Origin of the sequence: Chitinophaga sp. (genome assembly GCF_017745275.1) — a bacterium.
Classification (GTDB): domain Bacteria; phylum Bacteroidota; class Bacteroidia; order Chitinophagales; family Chitinophagaceae; genus Chitinophaga.
Map to the genome: position 1 here is coordinate 299,092 of NZ_JAGHZS010000010.1, position 22,597 is coordinate 321,688.

General features: G+C 44.9%; 23 protein-coding genes. 14 read left to right on the forward strand and 9 right to left on the reverse strand.

Annotation, left to right across the window (positions count from 1 at the left end; genetic code table 11):
- The first annotated feature begins 25 nt into the window (after positions 1 to 25).
- From J7623_RS27705 to J7623_RS27715, 3 genes are all read left to right on the forward strand, one after another.
- Positions 26 to 637, forward strand: a complete 612-nt coding sequence (locus J7623_RS27705; RefSeq protein WP_291927235.1) for a tetratricopeptide repeat protein — start codon at positions 26 to 28, stop codon at positions 635 to 637.
- Between the two features lie 121 nt (positions 638 to 758).
- Positions 759 to 2,180 (forward strand): MFS transporter, encoded by a 1,422-nt coding sequence (locus tag J7623_RS27710; RefSeq protein WP_291927236.1) that lies wholly within the window; start codon positions 759 to 761, stop codon positions 2,178 to 2,180.
- 170 nt (positions 2,181 to 2,350) lie between these two features.
- A complete protein-coding gene (locus J7623_RS27715) occupies positions 2,351 to 2,524 on the forward strand; it encodes a hypothetical protein (RefSeq protein ID WP_291927239.1) in 174 nt (57 codons plus the stop codon).
- Positions 2,525 to 2,576: 52 nt separating this feature from the next.
- Here J7623_RS27715 and J7623_RS27720 read toward each other — a convergent pair whose 3' ends face one another.
- The 4 genes from J7623_RS27720 to J7623_RS27735 form a co-directional block, all read right to left on the reverse strand.
- Positions 2,577 to 3,350 (reverse strand): DUF3658 domain-containing protein, encoded by a 774-nt coding sequence (locus J7623_RS27720; RefSeq protein WP_291927241.1) that lies wholly within the window; start codon positions 3,348 to 3,350, stop codon positions 2,577 to 2,579.
- Between the two features lie 16 nt (positions 3,351 to 3,366).
- Positions 3,367 to 3,570, reverse strand: coding sequence for a helix-turn-helix transcriptional regulator (locus J7623_RS27725; RefSeq protein ID WP_291927242.1), 204 nt, complete (start codon positions 3,568 to 3,570; stop codon positions 3,367 to 3,369).
- 10 nt (positions 3,571 to 3,580) lie between these two features.
- Positions 3,581 to 3,895 (reverse strand): hypothetical protein, encoded by a 315-nt coding sequence (locus J7623_RS27730; RefSeq protein WP_291927244.1) that lies wholly within the window; start codon positions 3,893 to 3,895, stop codon positions 3,581 to 3,583.
- Between the two features lie 277 nt (positions 3,896 to 4,172).
- A complete protein-coding gene (locus tag J7623_RS27735) occupies positions 4,173 to 5,507 on the reverse strand; it encodes an amidohydrolase (protein WP_291927246.1) in 1,335 nt (444 codons plus the stop codon).
- 196 nt (positions 5,508 to 5,703) lie between these two features.
- Here J7623_RS27735 and J7623_RS27740 point away from each other — a divergent pair, with 196 nt between their 5' ends.
- The 4 genes from J7623_RS27740 (at position 5,704) to J7623_RS27755 (ending at position 8,951) form a co-directional block, all read left to right on the forward strand.
- A complete protein-coding gene (locus tag J7623_RS27740; RefSeq protein WP_291927247.1) occupies positions 5,704 to 6,924 on the forward strand; it encodes an amidohydrolase in 1,221 nt (406 codons plus the stop codon).
- Positions 6,925 to 7,034: 110 nt separating this feature from the next.
- Positions 7,035 to 7,517 carry a DUF4822 domain-containing protein gene (locus J7623_RS27745; protein ID WP_291927249.1) on the forward strand — a complete coding sequence of 161 codons (483 nt, stop codon included), beginning with the start codon at positions 7,035 to 7,037 and terminating at the stop codon, positions 7,515 to 7,517.
- Positions 7,518 to 7,621: 104 nt separating this feature from the next.
- Entirely contained in the window at positions 7,622 to 8,479 is an 858-nt protein-coding gene (locus tag J7623_RS27750; RefSeq protein ID WP_291927251.1) for a helix-turn-helix transcriptional regulator, read from the forward strand.
- 19 nt (positions 8,480 to 8,498) lie between these two features.
- Positions 8,499 to 8,951, forward strand: a complete 453-nt coding sequence (locus J7623_RS27755; protein WP_291927253.1) for a hypothetical protein — start codon at positions 8,499 to 8,501, stop codon at positions 8,949 to 8,951.
- A gap of 32 nt (positions 8,952 to 8,983) precedes the next feature.
- Here the strand turns inward: J7623_RS27755 and J7623_RS27760 are convergent, their stop codons facing one another.
- Together J7623_RS27760 and J7623_RS27765 are read right to left on the reverse strand one after the other, a co-directional pair.
- Positions 8,984 to 9,697 carry a hemerythrin domain-containing protein gene (locus J7623_RS27760; RefSeq protein WP_291927255.1) on the reverse strand — a complete coding sequence of 238 codons (714 nt, stop codon included), beginning with the start codon at positions 9,695 to 9,697 and terminating at the stop codon, positions 8,984 to 8,986.
- 70 nt (positions 9,698 to 9,767) lie between these two features.
- Positions 9,768 to 10,322, reverse strand: coding sequence for an RNA polymerase sigma factor (locus tag J7623_RS27765; protein WP_291927256.1), 555 nt, complete (start codon positions 10,320 to 10,322; stop codon positions 9,768 to 9,770).
- A gap of 120 nt (positions 10,323 to 10,442) precedes the next feature.
- On the opposite strand from J7623_RS27765, the gene J7623_RS27770 reads away from it, so the two are divergent.
- The 3 genes from J7623_RS27770 to J7623_RS27780 all read left to right on the forward strand — a co-directional run bounded on the left by J7623_RS27770 (position 10,443) and on the right by J7623_RS27780 (position 16,595).
- Positions 10,443 to 11,606, forward strand: a complete 1,164-nt coding sequence (locus tag J7623_RS27770; protein ID WP_291927257.1) for a FecR family protein — start codon at positions 10,443 to 10,445, stop codon at positions 11,604 to 11,606.
- Between the two features lie 69 nt (positions 11,607 to 11,675).
- Positions 11,676 to 15,053 carry a TonB-dependent receptor gene (locus tag J7623_RS27775; protein ID WP_291927258.1) on the forward strand — a complete coding sequence of 1,126 codons (3,378 nt, stop codon included), beginning with the start codon at positions 11,676 to 11,678 and terminating at the stop codon, positions 15,051 to 15,053.
- A 12-nt stretch (positions 15,054 to 15,065) separates the two neighbouring features.
- Positions 15,066 to 16,595 (forward strand): RagB/SusD family nutrient uptake outer membrane protein, encoded by a 1,530-nt coding sequence (locus J7623_RS27780; RefSeq protein ID WP_291927260.1) that lies wholly within the window; start codon positions 15,066 to 15,068, stop codon positions 16,593 to 16,595.
- 215 nt (positions 16,596 to 16,810) lie between these two features.
- On the opposite strand, the gene J7623_RS27785 is transcribed toward J7623_RS27780, so the two are convergent.
- On the reverse strand, positions 16,811 to 17,761 hold the full coding sequence (locus J7623_RS27785; RefSeq protein ID WP_291927262.1) for a LysR family transcriptional regulator: 951 nt from the start codon (positions 17,759 to 17,761) through the stop codon (positions 16,811 to 16,813).
- A gap of 97 nt (positions 17,762 to 17,858) precedes the next feature.
- Here J7623_RS27785 and J7623_RS27790 point away from each other — a divergent pair, with 97 nt between their 5' ends.
- From J7623_RS27790 to J7623_RS27800, 3 genes are read left to right on the forward strand one after another with little or no spacing between them, the layout of a single operon-like run.
- A complete protein-coding gene (locus tag J7623_RS27790) occupies positions 17,859 to 18,470 on the forward strand; it encodes an NAD(P)H-dependent oxidoreductase (RefSeq protein ID WP_291927263.1) in 612 nt (203 codons plus the stop codon).
- The gene (locus J7623_RS27795; protein ID WP_291927266.1) at positions 18,467 to 18,754 is read left to right on the forward strand and encodes a putative quinol monooxygenase; all 288 of its coding nucleotides are present in this window, start codon (positions 18,467 to 18,469) and stop codon (positions 18,752 to 18,754) included. Before J7623_RS27790 ends, J7623_RS27795 begins: the two co-directional genes overlap by 4 nt.
- 2 nt (positions 18,755 to 18,756) lie before the next feature.
- On the forward strand, positions 18,757 to 19,740 hold the full coding sequence (locus tag J7623_RS27800; RefSeq protein WP_291927267.1) for an aldo/keto reductase: 984 nt from the start codon (positions 18,757 to 18,759) through the stop codon (positions 19,738 to 19,740).
- A gap of 128 nt (positions 19,741 to 19,868) precedes the next feature.
- On the opposite strand, the gene J7623_RS27805 is transcribed toward J7623_RS27800, so the two are convergent.
- A complete protein-coding gene (locus tag J7623_RS27805) occupies positions 19,869 to 20,249 on the reverse strand; it encodes a hypothetical protein (RefSeq protein WP_291927268.1) in 381 nt (126 codons plus the stop codon).
- Positions 20,250 to 20,261: 12 nt separating this feature from the next.
- Entirely contained in the window at positions 20,262 to 21,101 is an 840-nt protein-coding gene (locus J7623_RS27810) for an AraC family transcriptional regulator (protein ID WP_291927269.1), read from the reverse strand.
- Between the two features lie 137 nt (positions 21,102 to 21,238).
- On the opposite strand from J7623_RS27810, the gene xylA reads away from it, so the two are divergent.
- Positions 21,239 to 22,567: a xylose isomerase gene (xylA, locus tag J7623_RS27815; protein ID WP_291927270.1), complete on the forward strand. Its 1,329-nt coding sequence runs from the start codon at positions 21,239 to 21,241 to the stop codon at positions 22,565 to 22,567.
- The last annotated feature ends 30 nt before the right edge of the window (positions 22,568 to 22,597 follow it).

A 22,597-nucleotide genomic window follows, 5' to 3' on the forward strand; every position in this document is an offset into this window, starting at 1 on the left:
ATTTCTTGATTTTAAAGCATATACGATGCCAGCCATCCTTAGCAGGAAAGAGCAGCAGCGGCTATTCCTCCTGGGCTATCAGCTTGCCTTTCAAACAACCTCAAAGAAGAAGAACTGGCGTAAGATATTTTCGCTTTGGTACGCTGCCGCCAGCAATGGACATAAACGTGCCCAGTTTTATGTGGGCACCTGTTATGATCACGCGCGGGGTGTTGAAAAAAATACATCGATAGCTTTTGACTGGTATTTGAAAGCAGCTGGTCAGGGGCATATGGAGTCGATATATAATATTGGCTTTTTTTACAGGGAAGGTGAAATAGTGGAACAGGATTACAAAAAAGCGGTGAAACTTTTTACCGCCGCCGCGAAACTGGGAGATACTGAAGCGCAAAGGGATTTAGGGTATTCCTATTTTTATGGACAGGGAGTTAAAGAAGACCACAGGAAAGCCGTTTACTGGTATAAGCGGGCTGCGCGAAAGAACGATCTGATGGCTTTTTATAATTTAGGATTGTGTTATAAGCATGGTCATGGCGTTACGCAATCCGATCGCTGGACGATATATTATTTTGAAAAAGCAAGGAATGGTGGACATAAAGGTGCTGCCAGGCAATTGAAGAAGCTGGGGCAGCTTTAGAACGTTATTTCAGTATCATCTCATTTAAATATCCTCATTAAAAAATACTTGTCGCTTTTCCGGTTGTCAGCCGCAAACGGCGCGCCTACTTTTGTGTCGGTAAATAAAACAAACCGACAATATGAGCACCTCTTCCATTGCTATCAATAAGTGGTTTGCGCTGTTGATTATCCTTACGGCGCCACTGTTATACGTGATAGACATCTTTATTATCAACATCGCCATTCCCACTATTAAAAGCAGTTTACATGCTACGGATGGAGAAGTACAACTGGTGATAGCTGGCTACCTGTTGGGAAGCGCCTGTTTCTTAATCATCGGCGGCAGGGCAGGGGATTATCTGGGCAAGAAGAAAGTATTTTTCTGGGGCATGTGCTGGTTTACGCTGACCTCCTGTTTATGTGGATTATGTCAAACGCCGGCGCAGTTGAATATCGCCCGTTTTCTCCAGGGTGTAAGTTCTGCGTTTATGGTAACGCAGTCTATTTCGTTGATACAGGTACTGTTTCCCGTAGCGGCGGAAAGAGCGAAAGCTATTGGCTGGTATGGGATCACGCTGAGTATTGCCGCCATCATCGGGCAAATGCTGGGAGGCTATCTGGCGGAAACACATTTCATAATACCCGGGTGGCGACTGATATTTTTCATTAACCTACCGGTAGGAGTGGCGGCTATGTGGGCCATTCAATGCTACTTGCGGGAAACGGAGAGGGTAACACACGTGCAATTTGATTATCCGGGAGCCATTGTGCTGACGGCTTCGTTGGGGTGTTTGATTTATGCTATTACGGAGGGGCGTGAGCAGCACTGGCCGTTATGGAGCTTTGGGTTAATGGCATTATCATTGGTGTTGTTGCGCTTTTTCATACATACACAACAAAAAAATGAAATGCCGTTGATCAATCTGCGGTTATTTAAGCAACCAGCTTTTAACATTGGACTACTGGCAGTGTTGTTTCACTTTATGTTACATACCGCATACCTGTTGATGATGGCGGTATTTCTGCAGAATGGGCTGGGCATTTCCGCATTGGCTTGCGGCGCCTGTTTTATCCCGCATGCTTTACTATTTATGTTGTCGTCAGTGGTGGCGTCGCGGTTGCTGGTAAGGTATGGCAAGCGTGTGTTGCAGGCTGGTTTATTGATTATCCTGGTGGCTTTTCTGTCGCAGATTTTTTGTGATGCGGGTCCGTGGCTAACGGTATTGTTTATTGCTATATATGGGCTGGGAAATGGGTTGGTACTCCCTTTCCTGTTAAATATTGTGTTGGATAATGTACCTGTGGAAGATGCGGGTGCAGCATCCGGTATTTTCTCCACTTTCCAGCAAACGGCCTCCGGACTGGGTATCAGCATTATTGGCGGGATATTTTTTGCGGTGCTGGAAGCTAAGCAACATACGCTGATATATGCCAGCGCATTGCGTTATGGATTAATTGCCGGAATTGGTTGTTTGATGATAGTCGCGTTGATGCTGTATTGGTTACCGCGGAATGCGCCGGCAGACGCTGCCCGGGAAAAAATACGGCATTATGGGGAGTAGCGGCATAAAACTCCACACATCTTGCAAGGGGCGTTATGACTTGCCCCTGCTGTTTTCCCGCCCGTATTATACAATAGCACATGCATGTGCAAGGGCCTGTCTGCCCCGGCACCGGATTTGAAAAATTACAGGAGATACTTTCATGATTTTTAACCAGAAAAATTTTTGTTATGGACCAGGATAAAGACAAGAATAAAGAGGTAGATCAGCAAGCAAATCCAGCCTTTACAAAGAAGGATCTTTTAGGAAAGCAGGAACAGTCAGAGCCTGCAGATTTACAGGAGGAACAAGACTCCGGAGAAGCAGAGGAAGCAGAAGAGAGCGAAACGGAAGAAGAAGAATGAACGGATACTTTAATCATGTTTGGTTATAATAGGGCCGCGTAAAAGCGGCCTTTTATTCTTTAGCCCGCTTCAGTTCAAATGTTCTCATAGAAGACATATCTCCCCTTGCTTTTAGCTTCCCTGCGGCCACCAGTGCTTTAATCCGGCCACTGGCAAACACTTCATTGATTGGATTGCGGCGATCACTAAATCCTATAATTTGACCTATAATTCTTACAGCGCTGATCCAGCGTTTGTCATTATTGTATCCTAAAATAGTATCATCGTATATTGCTTCATCAAGAAATTGCAGTTGTCCATTCTCATCACATTCCCGTAATAGTTCCGGGCGGGCGGCAATGTTTTCATATTCCCTGGCCAGTTCGTTCAGGGTGTGGGCGGTGATTTGTCCGGCTTGCGTGAAGAGTGAAGCCAGTTCCTGCTGATTGTAGCTGGCAATGTCGTTTCCGCCATGTGTGGGCGCGTTCACTAACCAAAGATCAACAGGTATCTCTCTTAACCACCAACAAGCCATGCGTGTGAAAACATAATCATTCCCATCGCTGCCGGCCCAAATGATTAAACGATCAACGGGATGTGCGTGTAGCCGTTGTTGCAATTGATGCCAGCTATCGAAAACATTATTAAGATAAGCGTATTGATAACCGGGGTGACTGCCAAAAACGAGCGACTGCAAATAACGGGTTCGTTTCCCGCCATCATCTAAAGGACCAATGCCTGGTAATTCATTGAATCCTATGGCATCGCCGGCGAGCAAGTGCTCATAAATGGCCAGGCGAAGCGTACCAGCGACACTAATCGATGAAGTGATGTGTAAATCTTTCATAGAAGGTATGACGAGGTTAGAAATCGCTTTTTTCCAGCTTAAATATCTCATCCACTGTGCTGTCGAAGAATTTTGCAATCTTCAATGCCAGCAACGTTGACGGAATGAATTTACCAATTTCAATCGAGTTTATCGTTTGCCGCGATACATTTACCTGCTCCGCCAGCTCCGCCTGGGTAATGTTTTTCTTTGCACGCTCCACTTTTATTGAATTAGTCATGTTGCATTAATTATTTGAAAGAATAAAAGCGGATATAGTAAAGAAGCAGCGACAGCGAGAATACCAATATCATAAAATGATTAACGTCTGTTAAGTTGAAAGGCAACGATAGATGGGCTGTCAGCAGCTTAAACACATACGACAGTATAAATGAAAAATAAAGGGAAGAAGTTTTCAAACTCACCGATCTTTCATCTTCATATTTTCCGGGAGCGGTAAATAATATGAAGAGGCCCAATAACAATAACATGTTGTTATGTGTATCAAAGAAGAAGATAGGTAACGCAACCAGGATGCAGAGTATACCCACATATTTTTGAAACATAAATAGCCGGGTTAAGCTTTTTGATTTGCTGAGCATGATGTTAAGTTTAATTATCTTAAAGTTAAATAAACTATTTAAAAAGACAAGTATGCTTTACATTTTTTGATGACTTGATAATTTTAATGACGCCGATAATAACAAAATATCGACTTATATAACGGAGATGATTAAACGATCATTTTTATACATCTTACAACAGTAAAAAGCCTTGAAATTCCAGGTAATAAAAAGCCCCGGAAAACGAATGTTCCCCGGGGCTTTTTCCAACACATTATCTTTAATATACGATCTGTCCTTTATTAATCAGCGATTTTACCGGTGATATTCTCGATACAGCTTCCGCGGAGCAGCTGGCATCTACCAGTACCATATCTGCTGTATCGCCGGCTTTAGGCCATTGTTGTATGCCTTTGTCGTCTAGTGGAAGCACATTGCCGGTAGCCAGTTTCAGGCTCCTGGACAGCTTAAATTCTGTGGAGTAGCCATATAACTGTGCCATGGTATGCGCCTTTTCCAGTACGCTGCCTGATCCGAAAGTACTCCAGTGATCAATGATGCTGTCGTTTCCGGTCATTACAGTAACGTTGTGCTTGTAGAGGGTAGGTATAGGCATAATCAAACCGCCAAATGGAATGGTGGAAACGATACCGATGCCTGCGGCGCCCAATTGTTCCGCGATTTCTTCCTGTTTAATGCTATCAATTCTTCCCAGCACAAAGCAGTGGCTCAGGAAGGTTTTATTTTTCAGCGCCGGATTTTCGTTGACCTTTTTAATGAGATATTCTACTGTTTTCAGCCCGGATTCACCTGATTCGTGCAGGTGGATATCAATTCCTTTTTTATTGTCCAGCGCCAGTTGTACGGTGAAGTCGATCGTTTTTTCGATGGCGCCGTCAATGGTATAAGGATCCAGTCCGCCGATGAAGTCGATGTCCATTTGGGCCGCTTCCCTGAGATACGGAACCGAGTCGGTATAAAATACGCCATGCTGCGGGAAGGCCACGAGTTCTGCTCCAAAGGAATTCTTTTTATTGTCCAGTGCTTTCAGGAGGTTGTTGAGGGATTGCAACTTCGACGTAGGCTCAATATTAACATGACTTCTGGCGAAGTTGGTACCTTTTGACTGCAGTAATTCCACCAGCTTTTCTGCGCGGTAGGTGGATGTTTTCAGCATTTCCGGAAGTATTTTCTGTTCCAGGGCAATCATTCCTTTCACGCCACCGGGGCCTCTCCGGGTAGCCTGCCAGAAGCCGCCATAGAATGTTTTATCGAGATGGATATGCATGTCCCGGAAGGCAGGCAACATCAGCCAGCCTTTGGCATCAATGGCTTTGGCGTCGTTCGGCTTATTGGCGGAAACGTTGCTGATTTTTCCGTCTTTGATTTCTACGCAGAATAATTCAGTGTTGGTGTGGACTACCTCTCCTTCTTCATATACAAATCCTGTTTCCAGTCGTACGTTTTTCAACAGGTAGCTTTTGCCGCCATTCCCTGTTATCTCGCCGGCAAATGCCGTTGCTGATCCCAGTAAGCCGGAGGCAAAGGCTACGCCTGCCATCCCTAATCCGGACATCCTGATAAATTCCTTGCGGGATATTTCCGTTTTCTTCATAGTCCCAGTCATTTTTTTACAAAGCTAATATTCGTATCCTTTATTTGTGTGAAGGATTCATGATATGCCTTGAAAGATTTATAACAATTTCCGAAGTAGTTATAAATCTTTCAAGCATCTGCATAGATAGTACAAAGTTCCGGAGATATTAACCACTTACTTTGCCGTAGTTATCTGACAATAAAAAAATGGACCAATGGATATAATAACAAGCGATAGTCACTATACATTTAAGAATGTATTGCTGGAAACAGGCTTTGAGTATGATGGAGAAGAAGTGGTGAAAACGAAGACCGCATTGTTCTGCGTGGAAGTAGCAGCAGGCAGTATTAAGTCCATCATGCCAAATGATCCTTCTAAGCCTGCCATTGATGCAAAAGGCTGGCTGATGTTGCCTGCCTTTAAGGATATGCACGCCCATTTGGATAAAATGCTGTATGGCCTGCCCTGGCAGGCAGTTTCTTCGAAGAGGAAAACAGTGAAAGACCAGATTGCATATGAGCAAAAGATGATTCCGGAATGGCTGAAAACTTCTATACCGCGGACTGAAAAGCTGATTGAATTTTTGCAATCTAACGGTACTCATTTTATTCGTTCCCATTTCAATGTGGATCCTACCTCCGGTTTCGACTCCCTGAAGCACCTGGAAATAGCGCTGAAGAATAAGGAAAAAACAGTAGGAGCAGAGCTGGTGGCCTTTCCGCAGCATGGCGTGTTTTACACCGATACTGCCCCGCTGCTGAAAGAAGTGGTGAAAATGAACATCGATTTTATTGGCGGTGTAGATCCTTATTCTATCGATGGCAGCATCGAAAAAACGATGGACCTCACCACACAATTGGCGATTGATCACCAAAAAGGTATTGATATTCACCTGCATGAAGCAGGGGAAACCGGTATCAAAACCATTGAATACCTGATCAACAAGGCAAATGAAAACCCGGTGCTCCGGGGTAAAACCTTTGTAAGCCACGCGTTTGCATTGGGGCATCTGTCTGCCGTGGAAACGGAGCGCATAGCAGCCCGACTGGGAGAAGCCGGCGTTGGTATTGTGTCTTCCGTACCATTCGGTCGTACTATTATGCCTATTCCTGTACTGAGAAAGCATGGGGTAGAAGTACTGATTGGCAACGATAATATCCAGGATCACTGGAATACCTTTGGCCCGGGACACATGCTGCAGAAGGCGAAACTCATTGCCGGGCTGTATGGCTATAGCTCTGAATGGGCGCTGTCGAGAACACTGGGATTTGCTACCCGGTACGTGTTGCCTTTGGATGATAAAGGTAACCAGCAGTGGCCTAAAGCGGGCAATGATGCTAACCTGGTATTCCTGGAGGCATCCTGCTCTGCCGAAGCAGTATCAAGGGTTTCACCGGTGAAGTCACTGGTGCATAAAGGAAATATTGTATTCTGATAAATGCCCGTTATCTGCCCCGTGATAAATGTTACAAGCTTTGGGATGAAAAACGCAAAGTATCGTCATACGGGGCAGATACCTTTGTAATGCCTAAATATTTAACTGGTATGAAGAACGTAAAAAAAGTAACCGCCGCTCTTTTGTTGACACTCTGTAGCGTATTTTTCTTTAGCTGCAGCAAAGACAAAGATCCTGAACCAAAGCAATTGACACCCGGCGAAACGCTTGCCAGCACTCCCTGGGAAACTACCAACGCAAGAAATAATAAAGGCGAAAAGGTAGTGTTGAGCGATGCTAATGTATCTAACTTCGTAGGCTTCGCTTACTTTAAAGCAGATGGTACTTTTACCATGTACAACCTGGATGATTCTCCAAAAATGCATGGCGACTGGACCGTTTCTGCAGATGGGAAAACCCGCACCGTAGTGGCAAAAGATGCAGATGGTAAAGTATTATTCACCCGTGTAGTGGATATCACGGTATTGACCAAATTGGAGTTTACTTACCGCATTTATCCTAATGCGAACGACAAAACCGTTTACTTCGACATTATCCACACACCAACAACACACGCAGAGCCTAAGAAGTAATCGCATGATCTTATTATAAAAAATGGATTGGCCTATCGCCAATCCATTTTTTTTGCGATAAATTGTCATATTTTACAGGTTCAATGGCTACTTAATCCGCGGATATGATGATTTATGACGACAGCGGCTATATCCCTGTTCTGGGGCTACAGGAATTCAGGAAAGGCCAGTTGGCTGGCAGGGAAGAATTCCTCTTTAATGAACTGCATGGTGAACGGCATATTGAGAAGCCGCACAAACATGATTTTTTTATTATTAACCTCTTTGAATCCGCCAAGGGGGTACATAATATCGACTTCCACGACTATCCCATCGGCAATAAGCAGGTGCATATATTGTTTCCCGGCCAGGTGCATACCTGGAGTATAAAGCCCAATACAACCGGTTACCAGCTGATGATACAGCAGCACTTCTTCGAACGATTTGCGTCTTTTTTCCGCTATTCGTTTTCAAATTATATGAATCACCCGGTGATTCCATTAACCAATGAAAACTTTCAGTTGCTGAAATATGAATTTGATGCCATCAGGGATGAACTAAGTTCTCCTGAATCCGTACAGGAGGTGATTGCTGCCAGAGCCGCTGTGATTGCCGCTATTGTAAGTAAAGAAGCGGAGAACATTTTTACAGACCTGAAAGTATTCCAATCGAACCCCCGGCTTGCAAAATTCAATATGCTGATTGATAAATTTTACAAGCAGGAAAAGCTGGTGGGATTCTATGCTGCCCAACTGCATATCTCCGCTAATTATTTAAATATTTTGTGTAAAAACCATTTGCATGTATCTGCCACTAAACTGATTCAGCAGCGCGTATTGCTGGAAGCCAAGCGGCTGTTGCAAACTACGGCGCTTTCTATCAAAGAAATCGCTTTTGAACTGGGGTTTGTGGATCACGCATATTTTTCTAATTTCTTTAAAGCGCAGGCAGGGATTACGCCTACACAGTTTAGAGAGGGATAATTACTTTATAATATCATTTATGCATCGTTTTATATTAATGATAGTGTTGGCCGGCTTATGTTGTTTTCAAACTGTGTCGGCGCAAACAGGGAGTTTAAGCCATATATTTCCCGCCACTTATAAAGCAGGTAAAAATATATATCCTGAGGCAACGGGCAGATTTACGCCTACTGCTGCAGAAGCCAGGCGTGCAGAAGAAGTTGTCAGGAAAAAGTTGCAGCAGATCAATAATAAAACCTTAATCAGCCTCAGGGATAATTGGAATTTTTACTACCGGCAGTATGTTGGATTTATCGGTGAAAATGGTAAGAAAATTATCTGGATAAATTTCCTCTGGCCGGATGACGAGCATGAGCGTAACCTGGCAAAACAAATCATCGAGGTAGAAGATGGAGGTACGCACTACTGGAATGTCAAGGCAGATATTTCCAGCGGCCGCGTGTTTGCGTTACGGATTAATAGCAGGGGGTGATGAATACCTATAAAGATATTGTGTCTTTTAATTTATAGCTTCGGCGTAAACTGCGCCAGATCATAAATCCCCAATTGCCGTTCTATACCCGCTACTTTATCTACAAACAATTCAAATCCGCCTTTTCCAAACAGTTGATGTTCCCGTTTTTCAAAGTCTTCTCCCAGGCTGTCGAATTCATGTTTACTCACGATATCCCGGATAGCCGGAAAGAGGATCGTATCTTCTCTCGCTTCATGGGGCCGGTACATATCAATAAAGGACGTGAGCAGGCGAACCAGTTGCTCTTTATCACCATCAGTGGAGATTTGCGCTTGTTTACCTAATTGCAGTACCTGGTCGGTAATCAGGCGCCCCTGTTGATGCTGGGCCCGTAATACCTGGACGAGGTTTGTTAGTTTATGCGCTTTTTCAAATCGGGGGAATAGAAAATCTTCTTCCTGCTTCTCGTGGTACGATTCTATAAAAGTGCGAATGATATTAGCAGCATCGGTGAGTAGTTGCGGCGGAATGGGTTGACTGGAGGCCAGCATTTTCAGGAAGTGATCGTATACGAGTAATACGCGGTTGAGGATGCCGTGCTCACGCATGAGATCTTCCGGGGGACTTATTTCATCTTCTTCTTTATTGCCGCAGCCTGGTAGCAGGGCTATGCCGGCAATGCCGGTGATAATCGTTGTTTTCAGGCCGTTTTCAATGAAACTTCTTCGGCTATGTGCAGGATTGTGTTGAATGGGAGGTTTCATAGCATCATCTTTTAACATAAATAATGTCAGAACACTCCCACAAACTTCATACTATAATTTGCCCTTTATGCTATTGCTCTTTCAGTTGCTGCCGTAATACATGCAGGGCCTTTACAATATGCTTCTCTACCGTACTCACAGAAATACTCATTTTGGTAGCAATGGCCTGGTGCGATAAGTACTGCATCCGGCTTAAGATAAATGCTTCCCTGCATTTCTCAGGTAGCCCGTTGATGATATAATGAATTTTTTCCTCCAGCTTTTTACTGTCGATAGCTGGTTCACCGGGGTGAGCAGATTGATATTGTGCCTGTTCTTTTAAGGCGGCATATTGTTTTTGTCGTAACAGCCGTTGCCGGTAGCGGTCAACCATGCCATTTTTCAGCATGGTTTGCAGATAGGCGTAGAGGTGATCGGTATTTTCTATTCCCGCACGTTTGGTGTATAGCCTGACAAATACATCCTGCACCACTTCCAGCGCATCTTCTCTGTCACCCAGCAGCTTATAGGCGGTATTCAATAAGCGGATGAAGTAACGATCGTAAATGGCTTCGAATGCAGTAATATCCCCTTCTTTTAGTAACCGGAACAGATCGCTGTCGGTGATGTTGGAATACGGCTTCATGTTGTTGTTCACGTGCGGAATAAAAATACTCAAAAAAAAATCACAAATGCAATAGCGGTCTTTTCTTTTCTGTTCGTTTATAGATAGGTAAGAAAAAAATATTGGGATAGGATTTATATTTTGAATAATAAGATAGATATCAAAATATTAAGTAAGTACCTGGATGGTACTGCATCTCCGGAGGAGCAGCTAATCATAGAAGCATGGTTGGCCGAATCGGGAGAGAATGCCCCTTTGTTTGAGGAGGAAGAGTCGCCCGATGCAGTGATGTACCGGGAAGCCGCGAAGACTGCGGTGCTGGAGCAGATGCAACTCTACGAAGAGCCGGAGGTACCGCCTCGCCGCAACTGGCGGGTAGTAGCGCTGCGGGTAGCTGTAGCGGCGGCAGTGTTGGGTGCTATCGCGATAGTGGGTTACCAGTGGAGAAAATTATCGCCGGTACAGCCGGTAGCGATGCGACAGAAAAAGGAGCCTGTATCCCGTAACAGGGCAATGCTGGCGCTTTTCAACGGACAGCAAATAACGTTGGAAACGTTGGCCATCGGGCAGGCAATACAGGTAGGAGCAATAACTATCTCTAAAACAGATACCAACGAAATCAGGTACCAGGTAACAGGAGGGGAATTACCACCAACAGCGGGTACCAACCAGTTAACGGTGCCTAAATCATCGCAGTACGCGGTAGTGCTGGCCGATGGCACAAAGGTATGGCTCAATGCCGGGTCGTCTATCAGCTTCCCTGCTGCATTTGCAGGGAATAGCAGGAAAGTGGGGATCACCGGGGAAGCATACTTTGAAGTGGCCAAACAGCTGACAGCCAATGGCAGTAACTATCAGCCATTTAGTGTGGCTACAGAGAAAGTGGAAGTGCTGGTATTAGGGACGCATTTTAACATTAACGCATATACGAATGAACCGGCTGTAAAAACAACCTTGCTGGAAGGAAGTGTACAGGTGAAAACCAATAAACAAAAAATACAAATCAGGCCTGGCCAACAGGCACAATTAAATCATACCGGCCAACTGTCGGTAGCGCAACCAAATCTTGAAGAAGTAACCGCCTGGAAAAAAGGCTATCTCCAGTTCGACGACACACCGCTGGAAGAAGTTTTCAGACAAATTGCACGCTGGTACGATGTGGAAGTCATTTTTAAAGGAACATCCCCGCAGGGATCTTTCCACGGAAAAGTATATCCCGGCATGACCCTGCCGGAAATCCTGCGCGGACTGGAAGTAAACGGCGCCCGGTTTACCTTCAACGGAACCAAAATCATCGTAGAGTAGCCATCATTGCGCCACGGCATTGCGATAGCTCATCAACGGCTTTATCATTCAAATTTAAATAAGGAAAGTATGAAACTACCTGTAAAAAGATTTCTTTTAATGGGACGTCATGTCCATAAACGTTTGTTACTGCTTACCTGTATATTGACCTGCCTGTACAGCAGCATCATGGCCGAACAGCAGGTTACCAAAATCAGCCTGGATGTATATGATCAACCACTCGATAAAGTATTCAGGAAAATTGAAGCGAAAACAAATTATGTTTTCTGGTACAAAATGGATGTGCTCAAAAAAGCACAACGCGTAACACTCAAAGTGAACAATCAGGATATTTTGCAGGTATTGGACAACATCTTTAAAAACCAGGTGCTCACCTATAGCATCGAGAAAAACGTAATTGCTATTAAAGAAAAACCAGTAGCCAACTTAATGGATGGCAACCTGGCTACCGCACCGGATATAACTATTACCGGTAAAGTGCTGGGAGAAGATGGCAATCCACTACCCGGTGTGATTGTAAGAACGAAAAGTGGCAAAACCGGTACCACTACCGATGATGCAGGACATTTCAGTATCAAAGCAGCATCCGGTGAAACACTGATCTTTTCATTTATCGGGTATAGCCCAACGGAAATTGTGGTAACATCAGCGGAGCCACTCACGGTAACGCTTAAAACATCTTCCGATAAATTATCAGAAGTAGTGGTGGTAGGTTATGGTACCCAAAAACGCGCTAACTTAACCGGCGCCGTAGCCACCATCAACTACGACAAAGCCCTGGAAAACAGGCCTATCACTAATCCCAGCCAGGCGCTGGCAGGTAAGGTAGCCGGCGTGTTCGTGAGCCAGAATTCCGGCTCTCCCGGCAGTGATGGCGCTACCTTACGTATCCGCGGTTTCGGAACCCTTAACAATACTGATCCCCTGATCCTGATTGATGGTATTGAAGGCAAACTGGCAGAACTCAACCCCGCAGATATAGGCAGTATCACCATCCTGAAAGATGCGGCATCTGCTTCTATTTATGGTTCGCGCGCTGCCAACGGCATCGTACTGGTAACTACCAAAAAAGGTAATTACAATATGGATCCCGTGATCTCTTATAACGGCTATTACGGCCTGCAACAGCTGGGCAGAAAATACGACCGTATCAATAACAGTGTACAATTTATGAACATGTGGAACACCGCTGTGGTTAATAGCGGCGGTGATCCCCTGTTCCCTAAAAATGTGATCGACGACTTCAGCAACAATCACGATCCCTATCTCTACCCGAACACCGATTTTTATAAAGAAATATTTCGCACTGCTCCTATAACAGAACATAATATTTCTGTAAAAGGTGGCTCTTCCAGGCAGAACTTTTATTTATCTGCCAACTATCTTTCCCAGCAGGGTATTATCAGGGAAACAGACAGCAAACGATATGGGGTAAACTTCTCCCTCAATAATAAAATAAAGGATTGGCTGGAAGTAGGCGGCCGCGTGCAGATCACACGCAAAATCACCAACAGCCCGGTTGCTGGCATTGACCGTGTGTACTATATCATGTCCAACGGCGCCTATCCGTTTATTGCGCCTTATACGAAGGATGGCCGCTTTGGTGCTACGCAGGCGCTGAAGCCCAATGGTTCGCCCATCGTAGATTCCCGCAATCCGCTACCGGATTTATACAATGGCAGAAGCCAGTTTGCCAACAACTTTTTCAGGGCCAACCTTAACGCCACCGCCAATATCACGAAAGACCTGACCTTTAAAACAATGTTTACCGGGCAGTTTAATAACAACCGCCAGGATAAATACAACCAGATGAATTATGTGTATACCGCCGGTGGTGTGCAGGACAAGGTATTGGACTATCCTTCGCAGATATCGCCGTATCGTGCCAATAATGAAGAGTTTTACTGGGTATTCTATAACACCCTCAACTATACGAAATCGTTGAGCGGCGGACATAATTTCTCCGCTATCGTGGGTACGCAATCGGAAGCCAGTCAACTGAAATCGATGTACGCCGGAAAATCTGATCCGCCGAAATCCGGCTTGAATGAGGTAGATGCGGGTACCAGCAATTTACAGGCTTCCGGTAATACCACGGAGTGGGCCATGCTGGCTTATTTTGGAAGATTGAATTACAACTATAAAGAAAAATACCTGTTGGAAGGTAATCTCCGTGCTGATGCCTCTTCCCGCTTCAAACAAGGCAACCGCTGGGGTTATTTCCCCTCCGTGTCGGCCGGCTGGGCTATGGAGAAAGAGGAGTTCCTCAAACCTGTTGCCGCTATCAGCCAACTGAAGTTACGCGCTTCCTGGGGGCAGCTCGGCAACCAGAATATCAAGGACAACAACTATCCCTATATTGGCGCCGTTACACAGTCTAACGGTACCAGCTATACGGTAGGCGGACAGTTTGCACCCGGCGCCGCCATCACTTCCCTGGTAGATCCGGATATTAGCTGGGAAACCACTACCAGTACTGATATTGGGCTGGATATCGGGTTGTTTAACAATGCGCTGTCTTTTGAATTAGACTACTTCAGTAAGAAAACCGACAAGATCCTGGTTCAGTTGCCGATCTCTACTACTTTGGGAGAAGTTACCGCACCAATACAAAATATTGGTAAAATGAGTAACAATGGCTTCGAGTTTTCTGTGAACTATCATTCACCGGAACATCGCTCCGGCTTCAGCTATAACGTAGGCGCCAATGTTACCTATATTAAAAACGAAGTGACCAGGTTCCGCGCGAATGCACCGGATCAGTTATGGCTGGTGAGAGAAGGAGTTCCTTATAAAATGTTGTATGGCTTTAAGTCTATCGGCGTTTTCCAATCAGATAAGGAAGCCAGCGACTACATGAAGAACAACGGATATATTCCAAAGGCCGGTGATTTAAAGTATGAAGATGTAAACGGCGACGGCAAACTCGATTTCAACGATAAACAATCACTGGGTAACACCTTGCCCAGGTACACTTACGGCATTACCCTCGGGGCGAACTATAAAAACTGGAGCCTGAACATCGTCACCCAGGGTATGGCAGGCATATATGGTTATAATCAAAGCGCCTGGACTACGCCACTGGGCATTTCCGGAGGCACCCTGCTCACCCGCTGGAAAGACGCATGGACACCGGAAAACCATAGCAATACCATGCCGCGCATTGTGGTGAATGATACCTGGAATCGTTATGAATCTTCTTTCTGGGTACAGAATATGAGTTACTTCAAAATTAAGAATATCCAGTTGTCCTATTCGTTGCCAAAGGCGCTGCTGGAAAGGATCCGTTTCAAAGGCGGCAGTGTATACATCAATGCGCAGAACCTGCCATCCTTTACCACAAAAGGATACATCGGCTTCGATCCTGAGCAGGACACTTTCGGAAATGGTGCTACCGTGTACCCAACTCCTTTCATCACTTCATTTGGTATTAATCTGCAACTCTAAACAAAACGGACTATGAGATATATATTTTTGATAGCCAGCGCCATGGTGTTACTGACGGCCAGCTGTTCCAAATCATTCCTGGAAAGAACTCCCGATGATCGTATCACCACCAGCAATTTCTGGGCAGGAGAATCGGATGCTAACCTGGCCTTGTATGGTGTTTACAATACTTTGCATGAATCATTTGTATATGGCTATGGCGGCGGTTTTGACGCCTGCTCACCTAATGCGTATCAATGGGCTTACTGGGAAGGAATGGAGAAGCAGGTGGGGAATGGTACCATCTCCGCGAATGATGGTGGTATTGTAAGTGGCCGCTGGCAACAATGCTATACCGGTATCAACCGCGCCAACAACTTCCTGGAGAACATCGGCAAGGTGCCGATGGATAGCGCACTGAAAACACAGATGACGGGAGAAGTATTTTTTTTAAGAGGCGTATTCTATGCGCTGCTGGCCAATTCCTACGGTGGCGTACCGGTGTTTACCAAAACCATTTCGGCAGATGATGCCCGTATGTTAAAACGCAACACAGAAGAGGAAACCTGGACGCAGGTACATACCGATTATGACGAGGCCATTAAACGTTTGGGTGTAACTGCACCAATAACGGGCAGGGCTACACTGGGTGCAGCATATGCTATGAAATTGCGGGCTTATCTTTATAAAGCTAACTGGGATAAAGTGCTGGAGTATGCGGATAAAATAGATGCACTGAAGAAGTACAGCTTGTTCCCCAGCTACCACGGCCTGTTTCAACTGGCAAACGAAAACAATGCGGAAGTAATGTTTGATGTGGAATATATGGATGGCCCATTTGAGCAGGGTAGTTTCTTTGATCGTCACTGGCAGCCACAGAACATGAAATATGGTATCGATGGATCTAATTCGGTAGCGCCCATTCAAAACCTGGTGGATGCATATGAAACAATCGACGGAACGCCGGTGAATCCGGCAGCGCCGTATGTAAACCGAGACCCACGGCTGGATTTCACTATTCTGCGTCCGGGCGCATATTTCCAGGGACAACTATACCCTGTGGATATTAAAAATCATACCGGCCAGAAAGTAGGTTTCGGTATCCGGAAATATACAATTGAAACGCAGCAGGTGGTAGCAGGGCAGGAGCCGTTGAACTTCATCATTTTCCGCTATGCCGATGTGCTGCTGTCGAGAGCAGAGGCGTTGATTGAAAAAGGAACAGATATTCCACAGGCGCTGCAGTTGATCAACCAGATTCGTACTTCCCGCACTGATGTAAAAATTAAGGCGCTGCCATTGAATTTATCACAGGCCGATGCGCGGGCTAAGTTACGCCACGAGAGAAGAATAGAATTTGCACTGGAAGGACTGTACTGGGATGATGTAAGACGTTGGGGAATAGGGCCGGATATTTATCCCATTGAAGTACGTGGTGCAGATGGTGGATTGATTGAAACAAAGTTTGCGAACGGCTATAACAAAGATAAATTCATGTTTTTGCCAATCTCCAATAATGAAATTTCATTGAATAAGAACCTGATTCAGAATAAAGGCTATTGAGAGGCAGAAAGCAGAAAGCAAAAAGCAAAAAGCTATTATAGCGGATGCTTAAAGCGGATTTTTGTTTTTGTACGGATTAAACTGATTATACTGATTTTTACTTTTTTGATTTTATAAGATTTTAAAAGATGATGGGAGATCGAAGCCAGTATCAGCTTCTTTCTCCCATCATCTTTTAAAATCCTATAAAAACAAAAATCCGCTTTAAGCATCCGCTATAATAGCTTTTTGCTTTCTGCTTTCTGCTTTCTGCTCTTCTGCTCCTCACGCTGCCATTTTTCTTTCAGCAGCGTTTCCAGCTGAGCAATTTCCTTTTGGTACATAGTTTTTTTCCGGGTACCGAAATGCAGCGTATTCTCCACGGGCGTAGTGCCTTCCCATACTACCTTTATCTTTCCTTCGGCGATCGCGTCAGCACATAGAAAATCAGGTACTAAAGAGAAGCCGGTATTATCGCTCAGGCAGCGGATAATAGAACAGATATTGGGCACGATAAAGTTGGGTCTGAAGTCCGGATGTTCTCCAAATTGTTTTACCCAGAAACCTTTCAGGTGTTCCATGTCTGCCGCAGTGCTGTACCAGCGCTGTTGTTTCAGTATGCTGGTGGCTTCTTTCAGTTTGCCTTTCGCCAGCAGGGCTTCCAGTTCGGAAGTAGGTGTTTTGCTACCGGCAATCAATACAATCTTTTCTTTGGAGAATGGAACGTAGGCGATGTTTTGTTGATTCCCTGTTTGTGGGGTGATGATAAGATCCAGGGAACCGGTGTCCAGGTCATGTTGCATTTGCGGATAGTCGCCGAATTTGATGATCAGGTTAAACGGCAGACTGGAAATATGTTCTTCCAGTGTATACTGGAAGGTTTCGAAGCACATGCCCAGGCTAATGGTTACCCGTTCATCTTCTGCACGTTTATAAAATTCCTCTTCTCCTGCTTCCAGTTTTTTGAGCGACTCCAATATATAGTTGTATAAGATCTTTCCTTTTTCTGTAGGCACCATTTTCCTTGCGGCACGGTCAAACAGCTTATTGCCGGTATAGGCTTCCAGTGAGTTCAAATGGAGGCTTACGCCAGGCTGGGAGATAAAGAGCGACTGCGCTGCCGCAGAAAGCGTTCCTGTTTCATATATGGCCTTAAACGTTCTCAGCCATTCCAGATTCCATTGCATAACTATAATTTTTATGATAGATAGGTGCAAGTTAAGTTATTTGTGTGATATAAAAAACTGATGGAAATTTGCACTATCAATCATAAAAATAATAGAAATGAAAGTATTTATCATAAACGGAGGACAGGCAATGGCTCATTCAGGCGGCACATTTAATAAAACCGTCGCCAACTGGACCATCAGCTTTCTTATCACCCAGGGACACGAATATCGCGTGGTAAATGCCAGCCACGACTTTGACCCCGCTGCCGAAGTAGAACACTTCAAATGGGCCGACCTGGTCATTTACCATACTCCCATCTGGTGGTTCCAGGTACCTTATGGCCTGAAGAAATATATAGATGAAGTATTTACCGCCGGACATCAGAATGGCATGTATGCCAGCGACGGCCGCAGCAGGAAGAATCCCGCGATCAACTACGGCACCGGTGGACTCATGCAGGGTAAAAAATACATGGTAACCACCACCTGGAATGCACCCGATACCGCCTTTACCCTTCCCGGGGAATTTTTTGAGCAGACATCGGTAGACAACGGCGTGTTATTCGGTTTTCATAAAATGAACCAGTTTGTAGGCATGGACCGGATCAACGGTTTCCATTTCCACGACCTGGAAAAGAACGCCACACAGGAACGGATAGACAACTACCACCACGAATATTTACAACACCTGAACGCTGTATTGACCACTGAAAAACAATTATTATGAACATCTATCTGACCGCGGTTATCAAAGCAAAATCAGCATACCGCCATGAAGTATTAGCCGTATTGCAAAATATGGTCACCGAAACAAGAAAAGAAGCTGCCAACATTCAATACGACCTTCACCAGGGAATCACCGATGAAAACGTGTTTGTTTTCTATGAGATATGGGAAAACCAGGAAGGACTGGATAGCCACGGGCAACAACCGTACATCCTGGAGTTTGCCGCTTTGGCCGGCGAAAAGCTACAGGAAGCACCTCAGATTTATCTAACTAAAAAATTATAGAAATGGAATATAGAAAATTAGGAGATACCGACCTCCAACTGTCTGCCATTGCCTACGGCGCATTTGCCATTGGCGGTAACATGTGGGGTGGTAATGAGAAAAAGGATTCCATCGCCTCCATACAGGCAGCCATCGATCATGGCATGACTACCATTGACACCGCACCTTTTTATGGATTTGGCCTCAGTGAAGAAATGATCGGGGAAGCCATTAAAGTATACGATCGCAGCAAAATTCAACTGCTCACCAAATTTGGGTTGGTATGGGATGGCAGCAACCAGGGCAAAGGAGAATATTTTTTTGACGCCGAAGAAGCCGGAAAACAAATTCCAATTTATAAATATGCTTCCAAAGCCAATGTAATCAAGGAAGTAGAAGAAAGCCTGCAACGCCTGCAAACAGATTATATTGATTTGTTGCAGATCCACTGGCCCGACAATACCACACCCATAGCCGAAACCATAGAAGCTGTTGCCTCGCTTTTGCAACAGGGGAAAATCCGTGCAGCAGGGGTAAGTAATTACAGTGTAGAACAGGTAGCCGAAGCAAGAAAAACGGTTAACATCGCCAGTAACCAGGTAAGTTACAGTATGCTGAACCGCGCCATAGAAACCGACCTGGTGCCCTATGCATTGGAACAGCAGTTGGGCATTATTGTATACAGCCCAATGGAAAGAGGATTGCTGACCGGCAAGTATTTTAAAGATAGCAAACTGAAAGATACTGACCACCGCAATGGCTATTTCCAACAGTTTGATGCCAGCAAAGTAAAAACTTTCCTGGACACCATCGCCCCGATAGCAGCAGATAAAAATGCTACCCTCTCCCAATTGGTGTTACGCTGGACCAGTCTGCAACCCGCTATCACCGTAGTGTTGGCCGGATCCCGTAATGTGGAACAGGCCATTGCCAATGCCAAAGCAATGGATATACAACTAACCGCCGCTGAAATGGCATTTATCAATGCGGCGCTTTCAAAGGTATAAAGCGATAACAGGGTGTTCTGTAAATGTGGAACTGATCCTAACAAAAGCGATGGTAGCGTTGTTTAATTTCCTGGAACAGGATGGACACGCTACTCCATTACCTTAACTAAAACCATATGTCTTCGTTTTTAGCTTTTATAAAGAATTACATCTTCGTTGCCCTCGTCATCCATTTCCAGTATTAGCTCCCAGTGCAGCTTTGCAGCAATATCAGACAATAGCTGTACGTATACAGCTTCCAGCTCCGGATCAGATTTAGAGGCGGTTATCGCCAACATAGTGACCCATTTGCTGTTAAAGCTTTCCGGTCTGCCGTAGTTACCATCCTTCGTATAAATGGCCGTGATATTCATCCAGGGGAAAGTATCGATGTTACAGAACTGCCGGGGCGCTACCTTTACTAACACACCAGTATTCTCCAATACCTTCAATACCATATCGGTATGTAGTTGTTGACTATAGTCACTGCTGCCTCTTATTTCATAATACAAGTAAAGATTTGACCACATGTTACATCACTTTTAAGGCAAATACATTTTCCGGAACTGGCTGGGCGTTTGCTGCTTTACGTCTTTAAACTGCTTACTAAAATGCGCCCAGCTTTTATACCCGCTTTCATAGCAGATATCCAGTATGGGTTGGGTGGTAGTAGTAAGTAATTTACAGGCGTGGCTGATCCGCAGATCTCTCAGGAAATCGAAATACGTTTTCTTGATATTCTTCTTAAAGAAACGGCAAAAATTGGGTACGCTCATATTAGCCATGGCGGCTACCTGTTCCAGTGTTACTTTTTCCTGGTAGTGTTTAAAGGAGAAGTCAATAATTTTTTCGATGATGGGATTTACCACGTGGCCGGCATCCGTGAAGTCTTCTGTCAGAATTTTATATTGTGAGGAAAGGCCTATCTGGTGCAGGCATTGCAGGAGTAACATCAATTTCTCAAATCCTTTTTTACGCTGCATCAGCTGCATGCTTTCTGCAATTTCTTTTTTTAGCCCCTTCTCCAGTTGCAACCCGTTATTCTTTTGCAACAGGGATTGGATCGCTTTCATCTCCGCCATTTCCAGTAATCCATCTCCCCAACAGTCATTGGTAAAATGGATAACCAGTGCGGCCCCGGTCATTTTAGGCTGATTTTTTCTAAACCAGTGGGGGAGGTTGCCGGCAATAAAAAAAAGATCGTTAACGGAATAGTCGCTCACATAATCACCTATCATCACCGTACCATGGCCTTTTAATATGAGGATCAGCTCATATTCCGGATGCTTATGCCAGTTGGTTTCAAACTGAGGCGTTTGATATACACGGCAGGCAAAACTCTGGCTGGCATCATTGGTAATTTTCTGAAGAATTGTTTTCATACCCCGACAAATGGCTCATTTTATCATGCAAACTACTAATTATTAGTAAATTTTGATAAGATAGCATATTTTCTTTCAAAAATAGCGGTTGCAAACTCTTTAAAATCGGTCAATATTTGCGGTACTAAAGCACGATTATGAAAATAGTTACAGGAAAGAAAGAATTCTTCGCCGGCATTCCGGCCATTAAATATGAGGGATTACAAAGTGACAACCCGCTGGCATACCGCTGGTATGATGAAAACAGGATAGTAGCGGGCAAATCTATGAAAGAATGGCTGCGTTTCGCAGTAGCTTACTGGCACTCTTTCAACGGCACCGGCGCCGATCCTTTTGGAGAAGCAACACACATCTTTGAATGGGACAAAAACCCGGATCCCATTACACGCGCAAAAGATAAAGCCGATGCAGCTTTTGAAATGATCACCAAGTTAAACCTGCCTTACTATTGCTTCCATGATGTGGACGTAGTAGATTATACCAACGATATTAACGAAAACGACAAGCGTTTGCAAACGCTGACGCAATACCTGCAACAAAAGCAGGAGGAAAGTGGCGTGAAACTGTTATGGGGTACTGCTAACCTGTTTAGCCATCGCCGTTATATGAATGGTGCCGCTACTAACCCTGATTTTCATGTACTCACACATGCCGCTGCACAGGTGAAAGCCGCATTGGATGCCACCATTGCATTAGGTGGTGAGAACTATGTTTTCTGGGGAGGCCGTGAAGGGTATATGAGCTTGTTGAATACCAACATGAAACGGGAGAAAGAACACCTGGCGAGATTCCTGCAGGCATCCAGGGATTATGCCCGCAAAAATGGATTTACCGGTACGTTCTTTATTGAGCCAAAGCCTTGTGAACCAACTAAACATCAGTACGACTACGATGCAGAAACAGTTATTGGTTTCCTGCGTCAGTACGACCTGCTGAACGACTTTAAACTCAACCTTGAAGTAAACCACGCTACATTGGCAGGCCATACTTTCCAGCATGAACTGCAGGTAGCTGTTGATGCAGGGCTGCTCGGCAGCATCGACGCCAATCGCGGAGACTACCAGAACGGTTGGGATACCGATCAGTTCCCCACCAATCTCAATGAGCTGACCGAAGCTATGTTGATTATCCTGGAAGGCGGCGGCTTCAAAGGAGGTGGTATTAACTTCGATGCTAAGATCCGCAGAAACTCCACTGATGCAGCAGATCTTTTCCATGCACATATTGGTGGCGTTGACAACTTCGCCCGCGCGTTGGTTACCGCAGATGCCATCCTGGAGAAAAGCGCCTACCGCAACATCCGCCAGGAACGCTATGCGTCTTTCGATAGCGAGGCAGCAAAATCTTTCGAAGCCGGAAAAGCAACACTGGAAAGCCTGCGCGACTTTGCCGTAGCTAACGGTGAACCAGCTACGAAGAGCGGCAGACAAGAGTATATAGAGAACATTATCAATAATTATTTGTAATAGCATTCAATTCGCCCTCCCGTCGAAGGC

What these genes read in the sequence shown, in the direction of transcription:
- J7623_RS27705 (WP_291927235.1), top strand. Translation starts at nt 26, where the DNA reads ATGCCAGCCATCCTTAGCAGGAAAGAGCAGCAGCGGCTATTCCTCCTG.
- J7623_RS27710 (WP_291927236.1), top strand. Translation starts at nt 759, where the DNA reads ATGAGCACCTCTTCCATTGCTATCAATAAGTGGTTTGCGCTGTTGATT.
- J7623_RS27715 (WP_291927239.1), top strand. Translation starts at nt 2,351, where the DNA reads ATGGACCAGGATAAAGACAAGAATAAAGAGGTAGATCAGCAAGCAAAT.
- J7623_RS27720 (WP_291927241.1), bottom strand. Translation starts at nt 3,350, where the DNA reads ATGAAAGATTTACACATCACTTCATCGATTAGTGTCGCTGGTACGCTT.
- J7623_RS27725 (WP_291927242.1), bottom strand. Translation starts at nt 3,570, where the DNA reads ATGACTAATTCAATAAAAGTGGAGCGTGCAAAGAAAAACATTACCCAG.
- J7623_RS27730 (WP_291927244.1), bottom strand. Translation starts at nt 3,895, where the DNA reads ATGTTTCAAAAATATGTGGGTATACTCTGCATCCTGGTTGCGTTACCT.
- J7623_RS27735 (WP_291927246.1), bottom strand. Translation starts at nt 5,507, where the DNA reads ATGAAGAAAACGGAAATATCCCGCAAGGAATTTATCAGGATGTCCGGA.
- J7623_RS27740 (WP_291927247.1), top strand. Translation starts at nt 5,704, where the DNA reads ATGGATATAATAACAAGCGATAGTCACTATACATTTAAGAATGTATTG.
- J7623_RS27745 (WP_291927249.1), top strand. Translation starts at nt 7,035, where the DNA reads ATGAAGAACGTAAAAAAAGTAACCGCCGCTCTTTTGTTGACACTCTGT.
- J7623_RS27750 (WP_291927251.1), top strand. Translation starts at nt 7,622, where the DNA reads ATGATGATTTATGACGACAGCGGCTATATCCCTGTTCTGGGGCTACAG.
- J7623_RS27755 (WP_291927253.1), top strand. Translation starts at nt 8,499, where the DNA reads ATGCATCGTTTTATATTAATGATAGTGTTGGCCGGCTTATGTTGTTTT.
- J7623_RS27760 (WP_291927255.1), bottom strand. Translation starts at nt 9,697, where the DNA reads ATGAAACCTCCCATTCAACACAATCCTGCACATAGCCGAAGAAGTTTC.
- J7623_RS27765 (WP_291927256.1), bottom strand. Translation starts at nt 10,322, where the DNA reads ATGAAGCCGTATTCCAACATCACCGACAGCGATCTGTTCCGGTTACTA.
- J7623_RS27775 (WP_291927258.1), top strand. Translation starts at nt 11,676, where the DNA reads ATGAAACTACCTGTAAAAAGATTTCTTTTAATGGGACGTCATGTCCAT.
- J7623_RS27780 (WP_291927260.1), top strand. Translation starts at nt 15,066, where the DNA reads ATGAGATATATATTTTTGATAGCCAGCGCCATGGTGTTACTGACGGCC.
- J7623_RS27785 (WP_291927262.1), bottom strand. Translation starts at nt 17,761, where the DNA reads ATGCAATGGAATCTGGAATGGCTGAGAACGTTTAAGGCCATATATGAA.
- J7623_RS27790 (WP_291927263.1), top strand. Translation starts at nt 17,859, where the DNA reads ATGAAAGTATTTATCATAAACGGAGGACAGGCAATGGCTCATTCAGGC.
- J7623_RS27795 (WP_291927266.1), top strand. Translation starts at nt 18,467, where the DNA reads ATGAACATCTATCTGACCGCGGTTATCAAAGCAAAATCAGCATACCGC.
- J7623_RS27800 (WP_291927267.1), top strand. Translation starts at nt 18,757, where the DNA reads ATGGAATATAGAAAATTAGGAGATACCGACCTCCAACTGTCTGCCATT.
- J7623_RS27805 (WP_291927268.1), bottom strand. Translation starts at nt 20,249, where the DNA reads ATGTGGTCAAATCTTTACTTGTATTATGAAATAAGAGGCAGCAGTGAC.
- J7623_RS27810 (WP_291927269.1), bottom strand. Translation starts at nt 21,101, where the DNA reads ATGAAAACAATTCTTCAGAAAATTACCAATGATGCCAGCCAGAGTTTT.
- xylA (WP_291927270.1), top strand. Translation starts at nt 21,239, where the DNA reads ATGAAAATAGTTACAGGAAAGAAAGAATTCTTCGCCGGCATTCCGGCC.